General features: G+C 42.6%; 17 protein-coding genes. 8 read left to right on the top strand and 9 right to left on the bottom strand.

What is annotated here, in order from left to right:
• Positions 1-2: 2 nt before the first annotated feature.
• On the bottom strand, positions 3-206 hold the full coding sequence (locus tag ACO1B7_RS12835) for a hypothetical protein (protein WP_004278929.1): 204 nt from the start codon (positions 204-206) through the stop codon (positions 3-5).
• A gap of 125 nt (positions 207-331) precedes the next feature.
• Positions 332-1,426: a tRNA epoxyqueuosine(34) reductase QueG gene (queG, locus tag ACO1B7_RS12840; protein ID WP_129717427.1), complete on the bottom strand. Its 1,095-nt coding sequence runs from the start codon at positions 1,424-1,426 to the stop codon at positions 332-334.
• Positions 1,427-1,449: 23 nt separating this feature from the next.
• Between queG and ACO1B7_RS12845 the strand changes: the two genes are divergently transcribed.
• Positions 1,450-2,907 (top strand): NAD(P)H-hydrate dehydratase, encoded by a 1,458-nt coding sequence (locus ACO1B7_RS12845; RefSeq protein ID WP_129717425.1) that lies wholly within the window; start codon positions 1,450-1,452, stop codon positions 2,905-2,907.
• 10 nt (positions 2,908-2,917) lie between these two features.
• Positions 2,918-3,190: an acylphosphatase gene (locus tag ACO1B7_RS12850; RefSeq protein ID WP_004278926.1), complete on the top strand. Its 273-nt coding sequence runs from the start codon at positions 2,918-2,920 to the stop codon at positions 3,188-3,190.
• A gap of 3 nt (positions 3,191-3,193) precedes the next feature.
• Here the strand turns inward: ACO1B7_RS12850 and ruvC are convergent, their stop codons facing one another.
• Entirely contained in the window at positions 3,194-3,739 is a 546-nt protein-coding gene (gene ruvC, locus ACO1B7_RS12855; protein ID WP_004278925.1) for a crossover junction endodeoxyribonuclease RuvC, read from the bottom strand.
• Between the two features lie 125 nt (positions 3,740-3,864).
• On the opposite strand from ruvC, the gene ACO1B7_RS12860 reads away from it, so the two are divergent.
• A complete protein-coding gene (locus ACO1B7_RS12860) occupies positions 3,865-4,440 on the top strand; it encodes an FxsA family protein (protein WP_129717423.1) in 576 nt (191 codons plus the stop codon).
• Between the two features lie 117 nt (positions 4,441-4,557).
• Complete coding sequence (locus ACO1B7_RS12865; RefSeq protein ID WP_129717421.1) at positions 4,558-5,196, top strand: LysE family transporter; 639 nt, start codon at positions 4,558-4,560, stop codon at positions 5,194-5,196.
• Here the strand turns inward: ACO1B7_RS12865 and ACO1B7_RS12870 are convergent.
• Positions 5,180-5,386: a hypothetical protein gene (locus ACO1B7_RS12870; RefSeq protein ID WP_129717419.1), complete on the bottom strand. Its 207-nt coding sequence runs from the start codon at positions 5,384-5,386 to the stop codon at positions 5,180-5,182. The genes ACO1B7_RS12865 and ACO1B7_RS12870 overlap by 17 nt on opposite strands.
• A 143-nt stretch (positions 5,387-5,529) precedes the next feature.
• Positions 5,530-5,778, bottom strand: coding sequence for a hypothetical protein (locus tag ACO1B7_RS12875; RefSeq protein WP_129717417.1), 249 nt, complete (start codon positions 5,776-5,778; stop codon positions 5,530-5,532).
• 381 nt (positions 5,779-6,159) lie between these two features.
• On the opposite strand from ACO1B7_RS12875, the gene ACO1B7_RS12880 reads away from it, so the two are divergent.
• Positions 6,160-7,557, top strand: coding sequence for a serine hydrolase (locus ACO1B7_RS12880; protein ID WP_129717415.1), 1,398 nt, complete (start codon positions 6,160-6,162; stop codon positions 7,555-7,557).
• Between the two features lie 58 nt (positions 7,558-7,615).
• Here the strand turns inward: ACO1B7_RS12880 and ahpF are convergent, their stop codons facing one another.
• Positions 7,616-9,181, bottom strand: a complete 1,566-nt coding sequence (ahpF, locus tag ACO1B7_RS12885) for an alkyl hydroperoxide reductase subunit F (RefSeq protein ID WP_278357692.1) — start codon at positions 9,179-9,181, stop codon at positions 7,616-7,618.
• Positions 9,182-9,375: 194 nt separating this feature from the next.
• The gene (locus ACO1B7_RS12890; RefSeq protein ID WP_114259872.1) at positions 9,376-10,077 is read right to left on the bottom strand and encodes an IS1 family transposase; all 702 of its coding nucleotides are present in this window, start codon (positions 10,075-10,077) and stop codon (positions 9,376-9,378) included.
• A gap of 132 nt (positions 10,078-10,209) precedes the next feature.
• On the opposite strand from ACO1B7_RS12890, the gene ACO1B7_RS12895 reads away from it, so the two are divergent.
• Entirely contained in the window at positions 10,210-10,428 is a 219-nt protein-coding gene (locus tag ACO1B7_RS12895) for a DUF1653 domain-containing protein (protein ID WP_129716686.1), read from the top strand.
• 24 nt (positions 10,429-10,452) lie between these two features.
• Positions 10,453-11,043 (top strand): O-methyltransferase, encoded by a 591-nt coding sequence (locus tag ACO1B7_RS12900; RefSeq protein ID WP_129716616.1) that lies wholly within the window; start codon positions 10,453-10,455, stop codon positions 11,041-11,043.
• Positions 11,044-11,054: 11 nt separating this feature from the next.
• On the opposite strand, the gene ACO1B7_RS12905 is transcribed toward ACO1B7_RS12900, so the two are convergent.
• Positions 11,055-11,261 (bottom strand): KTSC domain-containing protein, encoded by a 207-nt coding sequence (locus tag ACO1B7_RS12905; protein ID WP_004645498.1) that lies wholly within the window; start codon positions 11,259-11,261, stop codon positions 11,055-11,057.
• A 292-nt stretch (positions 11,262-11,553) separates the two neighbouring features.
• Positions 11,554-12,117 carry an alkyl hydroperoxide reductase subunit C gene (gene ahpC, locus ACO1B7_RS12910; RefSeq protein WP_004278916.1) on the bottom strand — a complete coding sequence of 188 codons (564 nt, stop codon included), beginning with the start codon at positions 12,115-12,117 and terminating at the stop codon, positions 11,554-11,556.
• A gap of 489 nt (positions 12,118-12,606) precedes the next feature.
• Here ahpC and hrpA point away from each other — a divergent pair, with 489 nt between their 5' ends.
• Positions 12,607-16,545: an ATP-dependent RNA helicase HrpA gene (gene hrpA / locus ACO1B7_RS12915; protein WP_165353906.1), complete on the top strand. Its 3,939-nt coding sequence runs from the start codon at positions 12,607-12,609 to the stop codon at positions 16,543-16,545.
• Positions 16,546-16,562: the final 17 nt, after the last annotated feature.

The raw sequence follows: 16,562 nt of genomic DNA on the forward strand, positions 1-16,562 counted from the left end.
GATTATTTATTACTGTGATTTCCATGAATATCCTGGCCATGCAGATCACTACGGTGCTGCTTGTTAAACACGCGCTGATCCTGTTCATGCTGATTGTTTTTTGGGGAATTAATCGGGCCATGTTGCGGCTGCTGCTGTTGTTGCTTCTGCTGGTCATGCTGAAGCTGCTCAAGCAGTTCTTGATTTGGATTTTTTGATGACATCATCTTTCCTCCACTTCATTTCTGACTATTTTTATTTATGCCATAGTCTGAAACACGGATGTGTAAGGCTTTTAAGTGAAACTGTGAATCTAGGTAAAGTTGAAATATATTTTAATAGTGAGAGAAAATTAGCTGGATTTTGCCAGTTGTTCTTGAATGGCCCAATCGATATGTACCTGCACAATTTCATCATGCTGATCACGCTGTTGCTGAAGGGCCGGAATAATCTGCCCATCAAAGGGTGCATTGCCCAAACCAATGGCGATATTGCGCATAAAGCTTTGATAACCCGTACGACGCATCGGACTGCCTTCAGTCGCACTTAAAAAGGTGGCTTCATCCCATTGCCATAAATCCAGTAAACTCACTTGATCCAGTCCATGCCGCGGATGAAAATCCTCTATCGAGGTCACTTGGGCAAAACTGTTCCATGGACATATCAGCTGGCAATCGTCACAACCAAAAACCCGGTTACCAATTCCGCGTCGCAAATCTTCTGGAATAATGCCTTTATATTCGATGGTCAGATAGGCGATACAGCGGCGAGCATCTAACATATAAGGCTCGACAATGGCTTGAGTCGGACAGATGTCGATACACGCAGTACAGGAGCCACAATGTTTGGTCGCGGGTTCATCAAAGGGCAGTTCCAGTGAAGTAAACAGTTCACCCAGCACAAAGAATGAGCCTGATGTTTTATGAATCAGCAGGGTGTGTTTACCTGTCCAGCCCATGCCGGCACTTTCAGCCAGCGATTTTTCAAAAATTGGCGCAGAATCGGCAAATGGGCGTGATTCAAAATCTCCGATTTTTCCCCGGATTTTTGTCGCCAGAGTTTTCAGGCGACCCCGCATGGTTTTGTGATAATCTCGGCCACGGGCATAACGCGCGATAATGGCAGAGTTGGGTGCATAAGAGATATAACGTGGTTCTGGTACCTCGACCAGATAATCCATACGCACACAGATAATGCTGCGTGTGCCGGGAACTAGCAAAGTGGGATTGGCACGTTTTTCCAAATTCTCTTCCAGAAACTTCATGTCACCATGATAACCACGATCCAGATATTCCTGTAAGCGTGCTAATTCTGCTTGAGCATCCGGTTTGGCAATGACACAATCAGAAAAACCCAATTCTAAAGCCTGTGCTTTAATCCATGCTTTTAGCTCAGCTGGATCTTGTTGATAAACTTGAATTTGCGCGTGAGAATCGGGAGTTGTCATAAACCAAAGACAGGGAATAAGAAATGCAGCAACAAGTTTACCATAGCCGCGATCTACAAGCATGGGAGCAGCGCTGGTTTCATCAGCAAAATAGTTCCTACGGTTTAATGCAACAAGTTGCCTGGGGGATTAGCCAGCGGCTGATCACTTTATTTTCCCAGCAAAAAATAAAAAAAATCGCGGTCTGTTGTGGTCAGGGTAATAATGCCGGCGATGGTTATCTGGTGGCTAAATATTTAAAACAGGCTGGTTTTCAAGCTCATATTTATGCGGCTGAGTTAGGTAATTCTAAAGATTTGGCATCGGCTGTGCTGGAAGCCCAGCGGGTTGGTGTGCAGTTTTATTCGCATTTTGATTTTCAATCCGAATATGAGGTCTATATCGATGCCTTATTCGGAATTGGTCTAAACCGTCAGCTGGCTTCTGACTGGCAAAATGTTATTCACGGCATTAACCGGCAAAATGGGCTCAAAATCTCGATCGATATTCCGAGTGGACTGGATGCCAATACCGGCCAGCCTTTGCCTGTTGCGATCAAAGCTGACTATACTTTCACGGGCTTAGGGCTTAAGGCAGGACTGTTTACCGGACAAGGCAAAGAATATGCGGGCAAGATCGAACTGATTTCTGCTATCCCGACAGATACTGAGCTTCAACCAATTGCTTGTCTTTCATCACATCAGATTCAATTGCCGAAGCGTGAAGCCTTTGGTCATAAAGGCAGTTATGGTCATGTCTTGGTTGTAGGTGGTCATGCCGATATGGGGGGGGCAGTGATCATGGCAGCAGAGGCAGCATTTGCTGCCGGAGCAGGTAAAGTGACGATCGTCTGTGATGCAAAACACCATACTGCGATTTTGTCACGTGCACCGAATATCATGCTGCGTGATATCAATCTTTTAACTCAGGAGCAACGCCAAGCACTGATTCAGCAGGTCGATGCAGTCTGTTTTGGCATGGGATTAGGTCGTGATTCTTGGTCAGAGCAACAATATACAGCTTGGTTTGAGCTGACTCAGCAATCTGATCTGGAGGTTGTTTTGGATGCGGATGCCTTATGGTTTCTGGCCAAGCAGCCTCAAGTTTTGAATTCCCAGACTTATGCCACACCACATCCAGGAGAAGCTGCAACTTTGCTAGCATGTAGCACTGCGGAAGTTGAAATGGATCGGATTGCAGCCATTCATGCCCTGCAACAAAAATATCAGGGACAGTGGGTGCTAAAAGGTTCAGGCAGCCTGATTCTGGAAGAAAGGCTTTACATCTGCAATGCCGGGAATGCCGGTATGGGAACTGGCGGAATGGGGGATGTGCTGGCCGGCATGATTGCCAGTCTAAAGGCGCAATTTGCGCAAAAAATTTATTTGCATGAAATTGTGACGCTGCATGCACTTGCAGGTGATGAACTGGCCAAAAATGGCGAACGTGGCTTGCAGGCACAGGATATGAAACATGCGATTTATCAGGTCGTGAATCGCTAAGGAGAATAGTGTGCCAGTCATCAAACTGAATATTTCAGGCCAAGTTCAAGGAGTCGGATACCGTTACTGGTTTGCCGAGCAGGCTCAGGCGCTTGGACTGAAAGGATATGTGAAGAACTTGAGCACAGGTGAGGTGGAGGCCGTTATTGCTGGAACAGACTCCCAACTTCAGGAAATGATTACACGAAGTTGGAAAGGGCCTGCTCGTGCAATCGTACAAGCGGTTATTCAAGAGTATCTGGAATCTGAGCTAGATGCTCAAGACTTTATAATATTGCGTTAAACCTTATCGACGACGGCTACTGACGCGACTCCGGCCGCGTGCCATACCACCCAACGCATTCAATACCGCCATTTTACTCATACTGCCTGAGGCGTGGGCATGACAAATAGCAGCAGCTAAAGCATCGGCGGCATCCTGCTGCGGTTTGATGCTGAGTTTTAGAATATTCATTACCATCATCTGCACCTGTTCTTTATCGGCAGCGCCATAACCCACTACCGACTGCTTGATCTGGCGCGCAGTATATTCAGCGACTTTCAAATCCAGATTGACCAGTGCCGCAACAGCAGCACCACGGGCCTGACCGAGTTTTAAGGCAGAATCCGGATTTTGTGCCATAAAGACCTGTTCTACCGCAGCTTCAGTGGGACCATAAAATTTTACAATGCGCTCCACGCCGGCAAAGATCCGTTTTAAACGTTCAGGCATTTCTGTCGTTTCTGTTCTGATGGTGCCGGCATCAACAAAAGTCAGTTTGGAGCCGTCTTTTTCGATAATTCCGTAACCGGTTAAACGAGAACCGGGGTCAATCCCAATAATTAATGACATGCCCGCACTTTAAAAATAGAATAATGCCCATATTGTTACATAAGCGTATCAAAAAAGCTTGATCCTGATGAAGCAGTTGATTCCAGCATCCTATTATTTATTTTACTGAGATTAGATTAATTTTCATGAAATTATTTCTTATTATCCTTGCAGGCTTAATCCTAGAAGTATTTGTCTGGATTGGCGTGGGTGACCTCGTCGGGAGCATGTGGTACGTATTTTTCTGGTTTGTGGCCGCATTTTTTATTGGTATGAATCTGATCCGTAAATACTCGGCCGGTGTAATGCCACAAATGCAGCAAATGCAGCAAATGCAGATGGGGCAGATGAGTGCAGATCCTGCATTAACAGGAAATTTACCTAAAATTCTGGCAGGTTTCTTTCTGCTTATTCCTGGATTGATTACCGACGTATTGGCAGTATTGATGCTCATTCCAGCGGTTCAGCAGGTTTTTAAGGCTGCTATAATGAAAGCGATGATGAAACGTCAGCAACTCATGATGGAAAAAATGATGGGTGGCATGATGGGCGATATGGGTGGTGCACAAGGCCAGAACCCATTTGCCGAGATGATGCGTCAAATGCAGGATATGCAAAATCAGCAATCAGGTCGCGGTGATTCCAACATTATTGATGGTGAAGCACGTGAAGTGAGACCTGAGGCGAAAAAAATTGAAATGAAAGATATCAATCCAAAATAAATGTTTTATTTAAAAAATTCTATTTAAGCCGAATCTGATGATTCGGTTTTTTATTGGAGCTTTCTAATCTCTTTGAACAAACGTTATAATATATTTTTATAAATTTACCTTATTTTAATGTCTCTGCTTTTTACGATCTGTCTCCTGCATTTTGTTGCTCAACTCAGTCCCGGCCCCGATATCTTACTTATTGCCAAAAGTGCTGCATCCACCACACGCCAGAATGCCCTGAAAATTATTGCAGGGATCTCTGCCGGTATCGTGGTTTGGGTAGTACTGACACTTGCGGGTTTTACTGTGTTAATTGGCCAGTTTCCATGGATCCAGCACGCCTTAATGCTTTTGGGTGGCATGTTCCTGGCGAAGATGGGATGGGCCATGTTAAAGGGTGGTGTGCATAGCTTTAAAAATAGACATCAGACCGACGACGATACGAATGGACAGGTGCAAGCTAAAAACTATTTTATGTTGGGCTTATGGACCAATCTTTCTAATCCAAAAACACTGATCTATTTTAGTAGCGTATTTTCACTGGCCTTAAGTTCATCTGCTTCAGATTATTTGAAAACACAGCTCGCAGTGATTATTCCTTTGCAGACCTTTATCACCTTTGCTTTATTGATGCTGTTGATTTCCCAACCAAAAATTAAAACCTTGTACCAGCGTTTGGGGAGTTATATTGATATGATTTCAGGCGGACTATTTCTGCTATTTGCATTGTGGTTATGGTATGACGCACTTATTCTAATGAATTAAGTGGTATATCTTCATTTAATGCTGGAGATATTGGTGAGGTCGGGGCAGGAGAGGGTAAATGGTCTGGTGTTTTAACCGCCGTTTGATAACGATTAGGCTTTAAGGTGGTTTCAGTATTTTCAGAGCCTTGATAACTGCGACTACGGTTGGCACGTTCGCGTAATCCACCTTTTTTAATTAACTGAACCATGGCACATCTCTCATTCAAATCCACAACTATTGTAAATCAAATCTGGATTTGATGAGGCTATTTTCCGCCTAGCTATTTGAACTATTCAAGATTAATAAAAAGACCTGTTTGAACCAACAGGTCTTTGCTGTGAGGTAAAGAAATTAGCGAAGTCCTTTATCTTCTTCTTTTAAAACGTCCAGTATAGAGTGTTGTACGGGAACTTCTTGTTGTGACTGCACATACAAATGCACCACTTTAAACACAATTGCTGTAACGAGACAGGCGATTAGACACAAAACCCAGAAACCAAAAGGGCTGCGAATATGATGTGAGCCGCAGTTTGAGCATGATTTTTCTGTAGAGTCGACTACTTTTTCACAGCAGGCACAATGATACTGGTAACGTAGCATGATGATCTCCTTGAATTCACAGCATTCCAGTGAATAATTTATTTTTCTAATGTACATCAGCATTTTTTACACATTAGATTCTAAATCAATGCATGAACTATGCCTATGGGGTTTAACAAAAAGGTTACTGAAGCATTGTTTGCATAATAAATATACAGTTAAAAATAATTAATTTAACAGAATTTTTAGAGCTGACGAGTGATGTTGTTTGAACAGTCTAGATTCTGTATAAACAATCATAAGTGCTGAAATTAATTCATGAATTTTAATTAAAATCAGTCGTATATAATGGAAATTCATGCATGAAAGTATGTTTAATATTTAAACAATTATGATAGTTTATGTTATGTAAAGATAAATACTAGAACAAAGAGCAACAGCATGAAAAAAATGGCAGTGTTACTTGCAGCATTATGTACGATGGGGCAAGTTTTTTCACAAACTGATCTAGAAAAAAAAGTAATCACACAGTTTCATCAAGACTTTAACGCGGCTGCATATGAAGAAATGTATCAACGTTTTTCTCCTAAAATGCAAGAAGCTTTTCCTGTTACCGTGCTAAAAAAAGTATCTGAAGATATCAAAAAGCAGCTAGGATCTATTCAAAATATTGAGTTCATTGAGAACAAAGGTAAATCTACAGCGATTTATAAAGTGATGTTTGAAAAGGATCGTCTTAAATTATCTTTGAGCCTGAACGATCAACAGCAAATGACAGGTTTATTATTTAGCCCATATATTGAATCAAATGCTGCTAATAACACAACGGAAAACTATATTCAAAGCTATCCAAAAAACCTTGCAGAGAAAATTTTTGCAGCCACACGTACTTTTCCTGAAAATACTCAAGTAGCGATTGCTGTGTTAGACCCTAGCAAAACACAATATTTGGGTGTGCATAAACATGACAATAAAATTCATGAGAAAGCTAATCAAGATCTTGTTTTTGGCATTGGTTCCATCACCAAGGTGTTTACAGCGACAGTCTTAGCGGAATTGGTCACCCAAAAGAAAATTGGGTTGGAAGATAGTATCAACCGTTATTATCCATTTCAGTTTAAAGATAATATTCAACTGAAATTCAAAGATTTATCCAACCATACTTCAGGATTGGAGGGTTTACCAAGTAACTTGGCAACGGATGACGATTCAAATCCTTATAAAGATTATGATGTAGAAAAACTAAATGCGTATCTGAAAAATAATTTGACCTTATATGCAGACCAGTTAAACAGCAAAGCACCAATTTATTCTAATTTAGGAATAGGTTTACTTGGGCATACATTGGCTTCGGCAGAAAAAACCACACTAGAAAACTTGTATCAGCAATATATTTTTAAGCCATACGGCATGCAAAGTAGCTTTGTGAATCAAGTGCAAGCGGACAAACGTCTTGTACCTGCTTTGGATGTAACTGGCAAACAAATTCCAACTTGGGATTTCGACGTGTTTTTAGGTGCGGGCGGGCTGCTTTCTACGGTTGAAGATATGAAACGTTTTGCGCAAGCCCAACTTGAGGCAAAAAATCCTGCCATTCAGCTGACCCAGCAACCGACTTCAGCCAAAGTTGGGAATTACCAAATGGGATTGGGTTGGTTTATTCGTGAAGGCGAAAATGGCCAGAAAATGATTTGGCATGGGGGGAATACCGCAGGGCATACCTCAATTTTGGTATTGGATCTAAATAAGAAAAAAGCAGTGACCATCTTAGCCAACGTATCTGCCGCTCATCCAGAAATGGCTAATATCGAGCAGTTAGCAGTCGAGTTATTGAAATAGAAACTGTACTTAAAACAAAAAAAGCCAGTCATGATGACTGGCTTTTTTATCGCTGAGATTACTGCCCTGAACGGATAATGTAATCAAATGCAGACAATGACGCCTTGGCACCTTCACCGGTCGCGATGATGATCTGCTTGTACGGCACTGTGGTACAGTCACCTGCCGCAAATACACCTTTCACATTGGTTTCGTTTCGGTCGTTAATCACAATCTCGCCACGGTTGGTTAATTCAACTTGGGTTTCTTTCAGGAAGTCAGTGTTTGGCAACAAACCAATTTGTACAAAGATCCCTGCCAGCTCAACCACATGCTCTTCATCTGTGGCACGGTCTTTATATTTCAGGCCGGTCACTTGTGAACCATCACCAACCACTTCTGTAGATAAAGCATTCTTGATCACGGTAGTGTTTGGCAAGCTGTTGAGTTTGTCTTGCAACACCTGATCCGCACGCAATTTGGTATCAAATTCCACCAGCGTGACATGCTCAACAATCCCTGCAAGGTCAATCGCTGCTTCTACACCCGAGTTACCACCACCAATCACGGCTACACGCTTGCCTTTGAACAGTGGACCATCACAGTGCGGGCAGTAGGCTACACCACGGGTTTTGTATTCCTGCTCACCTGGAACATTCATCTCTCTCCAGCGTGCACCGGTCGACAGAATCACGGTTTTCGATTCCAGTTTGGCACCATTCTCTAACGTCACTTCCACCAGACCATTGGCCGTTTCATCAGCACCTTTGATATTGGATACCCGTTGCAGGTTCATGATGTCGACACCATATTCACGCACGTGGGCTTCCATCTCGGCTGCAAATTTAGGACCTTGGGTCTTCTGCACAGACGTAAAGTTTTCAATGTCCATGGTATCCATGACCTGACCGCCCATGCGCTCCGCCACGATCCCGGTTTTGATGCCTTTACGTGCTGCATAGATGGCAGAGGTATTCCCCGCAGGTCCACCACCGATCACCAGGACATCAAAGGCATCTTTGGCATTCAGCTTTTCCGCATCTTTCGCGGCTGCATTGCTATCCAACTTGGCAATGATTTCTTCCAGTGTCATACGACCTTGACCGATATGCTGGTTGTCCTGGAACACCATTGGTACTGCCATGATCTTGCGTTCTTCCACTTCTTCCTGGAAGAAAGCACCATCAATCATGGTCGCTGTAGTGCCCGGGTTATAGATGGCGATCAGGTTGAGTGCCTGAACCACATCCGGACAGTTATGGCAGCTTAACGATACGAACACGTCAAAGTTAGATTGAACCCCCAGACTCTTGATATTCGCCAGTACTTCATCTGAAACTTTCGGTGCATAACCTGAAGTTTGCAGCAATGCCAGGATCAGTGAAGTAAACTCATGACCCATTGGCAAGCCTGCAAAGAATACACGTGGTTCCTCACCAGCTTTTGCAATCCCGAAACTTGGCGCACGTGCATTGGTCCCGTCAAAGCGTGCAGTCACCAGGTCAGACAGTGCAGCTACTTCGGACACCAGTTCCTGGATTTTGGCTGATTTGTCAGAGCCATCCAAAGTCGCGACCAGTTCAATCGGGCCTTCCAGGCGTTCTAATAGGGTTTTAAGTTGAGCTGAAGTATTTTGGTCTAACATTGCTAACGTCTCCAAAGGAGTAAATGTTTATTTGATAACAGGATATTAAATGAATTGAATAAATAGGTAAAACAGTTTGTTTTTATATTGTTGATCGGATTTACAGATTTATTGAAAAATTCATCATTAATTTCAAAGTTCTATATGGGGGTGAAAGATTAATTTTCGGTGGTGTTTCAAAAAGTATGCTGGCGTTAAACAAATCCGTTATTAAGGTAAAAGAAAGTCAAATCAAAGGCTTTAAAATGATTTTCGAGCTTTTTAGAAAAGTTGCAACTTCTCCTAAATCCACGCCTGATTCGATGACGAATTCTACAATTGTTACCTTCAATACCGACGGTAAAAAACTTACCGATCACTTGCTTGCAACATTGAAATGCTGTGATAAAACTATCCCAATCATCACTCGCAATTCGAGCATATTGAACCCCAAGCTTTTTAAGTCTAGCTTTAAGACGTTGAACCGTTGCTAAATCCCGCTTACCCCAAACATAAGCAACAATTTCTCCAGATTCTCGATGGTAGGCATAAATAAGCCATTGTTTATTTTGCTTATTCCCTACAAAAGTCCAAAGTTCATCGACTTCAAGACATTCGTAGTGGCTTTGTTTAGGCTGAATCTGATAGATCGATTCACTTAAGGTTCGTAATACCTTGCCAATGCTGATACGCTCGACTTCAGCAATATCTCTTACACCGCTTCCTCTGACCATTAAATGTAGTATCTTGCCGGTAATACCTGAGTTACACCCTTGATAGCTTAATGCATGATCACCAATAAATTGACGTTTGCAATCTTTGCACTGATGGTTTTGTTTTCCATCTACTTTGATGCCATTTCTCTTTATATTGTTACTTAGACAGGTAGGACATTTGATTTGTAGCGTTATTTTCATAACTCTATTTTATCAAAAGCCATATTGTTTTTTTCAGCATACTTTTTGAAACACCACCTAATTTTCAAGTAGTTTAGAGCAAGAATAAGGATTTTCAGCTAAGATTAAAACAAGATATTTGAGACTTGAATGATGGAATTACAACGCGGTATTTATCAACATTATAAGGGACAGCTTTATCAGGTGTTTCATGTTGCCACGCACAGTGAAACTGAAGAAAAGCTGGTGGTTTATCAATGTCTCTACGGGGATTATTCAATTTGGGTACGTCCTTTAACGATGTTCACTGAAACCATTACCACTAACGATGATCGTGAAGTGGAGCGTTTTAAATTGATTCAGGCAATTTAAGCCAAACAGAATCAGGGAAGAGTGATGCAAAACTCAGATGAATTTGAAAGATTCATGCAGGAATTATATGAAAAGTTTCATAGGCATGATCTTAAGCAGGCAGATCGCCTGCACCGATATCGCAATATAGAACCAGAATCCGGTCGATTTTTATCTATGCTGATTCGTGCGCAACAATCGAAAAGTATTCTGGAAATTGGGACTTCTACTGGTTATTCCACTTTATGGCTGGCAGAAGCGGCTCGGCAGACTCAAGCCATGATTACAACACTTGAAGTTGATGCAGAACGGGTTATTCAGGCAAAGCAATATGCGACAGAAATAGATCTTGCAGATTTAATCAATTTTAAAGTAATTGATGCTCAGGTTTATCTGGAGGCAGAACAGGAAATATTTGATTTTATCCTGTTAGATGCTGAACGAGATGCTTATGTCAGTTACTGGCCACATTTGAGTCGATTACTTAAAGCAAAGGGCGGGTTACTGGTAGTTGATAATGTCATTTCACATGCAGCAGAAGTCGAAGAGTTTATTGCCTTAATTCAGCAAGACCCACGTTTTATCATGAGTATTGTACCCATAGGCGCAGGTTTGCTGATGGTGGGATTGCGTTAATTCGATTGGCTCTAATCCATGCAAATTTTATTAAAATGTAAATTATATTCGAGATACTTTTCTACGAATGCGGCTTTGTCTTGGCGTCTTAACAGGTTGTCATAAATAAATTCAGGTACGGGATGATACAGCTCGGCATGACCATTACTGTATACAATTTTCAGGTGGCGGCTTGAGGGATTGTATTTCCAAGAAATCACGGTAAGCAGTTTTTGCATATGCGTTCCTCCACTGAATATTTCTTATCTTATCATTTGAACTTATGCCATATGGCTCTGCAGATGTATAGCTCAATTGTAAGAATCGGTAAGGATTATGAGAAAGCGAAGCAAAAGATATGCCTGAATTTTTATATGATGGATCAAGAAAGAAATAGGACTGCAATATTTAAAGTCCTAACAAAATAATTTAAAAAAATAAAATCCAGTATTGCACTGACATAAAAATTCAAACCATAAAAAACCACGCTAAAAAGCGTGGTTTTTTTGAATCAGTTCAATCTAATTAAAATTAGATTTTACCCACTAGGTCGATTGAAGGAGCAAGAGTTGCATCGCCTTCTTTCCATTTAGCTGGGCAAACTTCGCCTGGGTGAGCGTGTACATACTGAGCTGCTTTAACTTTACGAAGAAGTTCTTGAGCGTCACGGCCGATACCACCAGCGTTGATTTCAACGATTTGGATTTTACCTTCTGGATCGATCACGAAAGTACCACGATCAGCAAGGCCGTCAGCTTCGATCAATACGTCAAAGTTTTTAGCAAGAGTCCAGTTTGCATCACCAACCATTACATACTGGATTTTTTTAATTTCTTCTGAAGAATCGTGCCAAGCTTTGTGAGTGAAATGCGTGTCAGTAGAAACTGAGTAGATTTCAACGCCTAGTTTTTGGAATTCAGCGTAGTTGTCAGCAAGGTCACCAAGTTCAGTCGGGCAAACGAAAGTGAAGTCAGCTGGGTAGAAGAATACAACAGACCATTTGCCTTTCAGGTCAGCTTCAGTAACTTCAATGAATTTGCCGTTTTGGAATGCAGTTGCTTTAAATGGTTTAACTTCAGTATTAATTAAGCTCATCATTGTCTCCATGATTGAGGTAGTCTTTGATTTTGAATAAGAGTATCGAAATTTTGGTTGATGCTAAAATGGTATTTTTACATTACAAACATCGGAAAAACCGAATTAAGTAAAAACGCGCCACTTCGGCAAAATCGCTTTGTTCATTGAGCAGCATCAAGATGATGGCCTGATGACAAAATTATCTCTTTTTCCTCGTGCTAGCAAACATGATGTTGAAACCAAAAAATTCAAGGGTGAATCAGGAAAAAAGCATGTTTTCCGCAAAATAATTTAAATATCAATTTCAAAATTAAACTGATGATTAAATCTACTCAGGAAAATTCAAGCGTGTCATATAGATATTTTGATAGGTTTATGGCGCTGAATTGAGGGAAATCAGGCAGCCAAAGCCAATTTGTCCGGCACTTAACAGAACTACGACTATCTGAAATCTAATGAACCAAGTAAAATAAACCTTTCCTGTTTTTTGATGTGGGTGTTTTCTCTGTGCAGAGTCATTTAAATGTAGATCAATGGATAATGGCGCGTGACCGTCACCGTTTAAATCGACTGAAAAAGGGGAAAGACGCAGATGCCAAGCAGTATCAGGAATTATTTGAAAAATCCAATCTGAAAGTACGGCAACGGCTTGAACGTCTTCCGAACATCAAGCTGAATCAGGATCTACCGGTTACTCAGTACACTGATAAGCTGATTGCCGCGATTCAAAAGCATCAGGTGATTATTGTGGCTGGCGAAACCGGTTCTGGTAAAACCACCCAGTTACCGCAAATTGCTATGCTGGCTGGATGTGGCCTGACCGGAATGATCGGACATACCCAGCCGCGTCGACTGGCAGCCCGTAGCGTATCACAGCGTATTGCCGAAGAAGTTGGCGAAAAACTCGGTGAATCAATTTCCTTTAAAGTACGTTTTACGGAACAGGGTTCACAAGACTCAATTGTGCGTTTGATGACTGACGGTATTTTACTGGCCGAACTGACGCATGACCGCTACCTGACCAAATATGACACGATTATTATTGATGAAGCGCATGAACGTTCACTGAATATCGACTTCATTATGGGTTATCTGAAGCAACTGTTGCCGCGTCGCCCCGATCTGAAAGTCATCATTACTTCTGCAACCCTGGATGTAAACCGTTTTAGCAGTTACTTCAATGGTGCACCAATTTTTGAAGTAGAAGGCCGCAGTTTCCCAGTCGAGCTACGTTATCGCCCGATCTCGGAAATGAGCATTGGCGGTAGTGATGATGACGAGTTTGATGACTTTGAAGAAAATCTGCCTCGCGCTGTGGTCAAAGCAGTCGAAGAATGCTTTCAGGATGCACAGGAAAAAGGCCATCCTGAACATGCCGACATCCTTATTTTTGCCAGTACTGAACAGGAAATTCGCGAGCTACAGGAAACCCTGATCAAACATGGGCCACGCCATACGGAAGTATTAACTTTATATGCGCGTCTGGCGCTGGCTGAACAGCAGAAAATCTTTAATCCTTCTGGTGGTGGGCGACGCATTATTATTGCCACCAACGTGGCAGAAACGGCTTTAACCGTTCCGAATATCCGTTATGTAATTGATAGCGGTTTTGCCCGTATTTCACGTTATAACTATCGTTCACGGGTGCAACGTTTACCAATTGAAGCCGTTTCTCAGGCAGCAGCTAATCAGCGTAAAGGCCGCTGTGGCCGTATTGCACCGGGTGTCTGTATTCGTTTGTATTCTGAGGAAGACTTCCTGAGCCGTCCTGAGTTTACTGAACCGGAAATCAAGCGAACCAACCTGGCATCGGTAATTCTGCAAATGCAAAGTCTGGGGTTGGGTTCACTCGAAGACTTCGACTTCATTGAGCCACCAGATCACCGTCTGGTGAATGATGGACGTAAGCTCCTGATTGAACTGGGTGCAATGGCTGAGAAAAATTCTCCTAAAACTGAAGATGATCAAGCAAATCCCTCTCTTGCGTCGCATAACGTCTCACCCTTCGAGAAAGGGAGACTTCAAAGCCGTGGCTTAACCAAGATCGGTCAGCAAATGGCGAAAATGCCGATTGATCCACGTCTGGCCCGCATGATTCTTGGTGGTGCACATTTTGGCGTGCTGAACGAAGTTCTGGTCATTGTGGCAGCGCTTGCAGTTCAGGATCCGCGTGAACGCCCTGCGGACAAGCAGATGCAGGCAGATCAGAAACATGCACTATTCCGTGAAGCTGATTCTGATTTCCTGTTCTATATCAAGCTCTGGGAGACGCTGCACAATAACCGCGAAAGCATGAGTGAAAATAAGCGCCGTACTTTTGCGCGTAATCACTTCCTGAGCTGGCTGCGTCTGCGTGAATGGAAGAAAACTCATGAGCAGCTGGTGGAGTTGGCTAAGGGTTTAAAACTGTCATTTAATGAAAAGAAAGCCAGTTATGAAAATCTGCACCGTGCCTTGTTGACCGGTCTCTTATCGTTTATCGCCAACAAGACCGATGAGCGTAATGTTTTTATGGCGGTGCGTCAGCAAAAAGCACGGATTTTCCCGGCTTCTACCTTGCACAAGACCAATACGCCGTGGGTGATGGCTTTTGAGATGGTGGAAACCTCTCAGGTATATTTACGTACCCTGGCCAAGATTGAGCCGGAATGGATTCTGCTGGCCGCGCGTGACCTGCTCAAGCATCATTATTTTGAACCGCACTGGTCGAAAAAAGCTGGTGTAGTGAATGCCTATGATCAAATTTCATTATTTGGTCTGATTATTGAGCCGAAACGCCCAATCAATTATGAAAAAGTAGATCAGGCGGCCGCGCATGAAATTTTCTTGCGGGATGCTTTAACTACCGGTCATCTAGGGATTACTCCACCATTTTTAAAGCATAACTTGCTTAAACTGGAAGAAGTCGAGCGAGTAGAAGACAAGCTGCGCCGTCGTGATCTGGTTGTTGATGAAGAAACCATTTACCAATTTTATGCCTCGAAAGTGCCGCCTGAAGTGGCCAGCCGGCGTAGTTTTGAAGACTGGCGTGCCACAGTAGAGCCCCAGAATCCGCGTTATTTATTTGTCGATGATGATGCGCTGTGGCTGAATGACCGTCCGACAACACAGCAATTCCCGGACTATTTGCAGAATGGTAGTCTGCGTCTGGCGGCGACTTATCACTTTGACCCGAGTCATGATGAAGATGGTGCGACGGTTAAAATTCCACTGCAAGCTTTGGCACAGGTCGATGAAGGTATCTGGTCATGGGGGATTCCGGGTTGGCGTCTGGATCTGATTGAAGCATTGCTAAAAGCTTTGCCGAAGGATAAGCGCCGTAATCTGGTGCCGATTCCGGATACTGCACAAAAACTCATAGCAAAAGTAGATGCGCAGGATTTACAGAAACATATTTTTAGTTTCTTGGCATTCCAGTTGCGAGGCGATCAAATCACGGAGAAAGATTTCAGCTTTGACCGGGTCGATCAGTATCTGTTGCCTTTTATTAAAGTTACTGATGAAAAAGGCCGTGTCATTGAACAAGGGCGTGATCTTGCTGAGCTGAAAGCGCGCTGCCGGACTGAAACGCATAGTCCGGTCAAACAGCTTAAAGGTGAATTTAAAACCTTCCCAGAAAGCTTTGTATTTGAAGCCTCACAAAAAGTCACCGGTGTCGTGGTCAAGCAGTACCAGGCGCTGGTTCCGACTAAAGCTTTTTCTGCCCTGGAGCAGAAAGATGAATCGGGTGTGGTGATTCAGACTTTTAATGATCAGGCTGAAGCGATCAAAAAACATCGTGAAGGAGTGATCCGACTGGTGCATATGCAACTCGGAGACTTGACCCGCCAGTTGAAAAAACAGATTTCCAAACCTCTGGCGCTGGCTTATTCACCACTCGGTGATAAGGCACAACTGGAACAAATGTTAGTTTATGCCACACTGCACATGTCTATTAATGAATTACCTGTCAATGCGCAAGAGTTCCAAAAACTGGTTGAAGATGTAAAAAAATCTTTCTTGACTTATGGCCAAGTTGCCCTGAAAGAGATCACGGATATTTATATCCAGTGGCAGGAAATCCGCCGGAAATTATTGGTTTTAGATCATTCTGTGTTTGAAAAAAATATCAATGATATTGAAGATCAACTTGATTTAATGAGCCTTTCTGACTTTGTGTATCGTAAACCTTCCGATGTATGGATCGAATTTCCACGTTATTTGAAAGCCTTGATCTTGCGTTTGGAGCGCTTGCCCAATAATCTACAAAGGGACAATTCCGCCATTGACCAAATTGATCAATGGATGGAAAAATTATTCAAGTTTAAAGATGACCCTCGCCTGAAAGAATTGTATTTCATGGTCGAGGAGTTAAGAATCTCATTGTTTTCACAACCGATGAAAACAAAAGCACCTGTGTCTCCAACTCGCTTGCAAAAAGTATGGGATCGTCTTGGAATCAGTTAAGATATAGGTAATTCAGA

Source organism: Acinetobacter lwoffii (assembly GCF_049367455.1).
GTDB classification, from domain to species: Bacteria; Pseudomonadota; Gammaproteobacteria; order Pseudomonadales; family Moraxellaceae; genus Acinetobacter; species Acinetobacter lwoffii_W.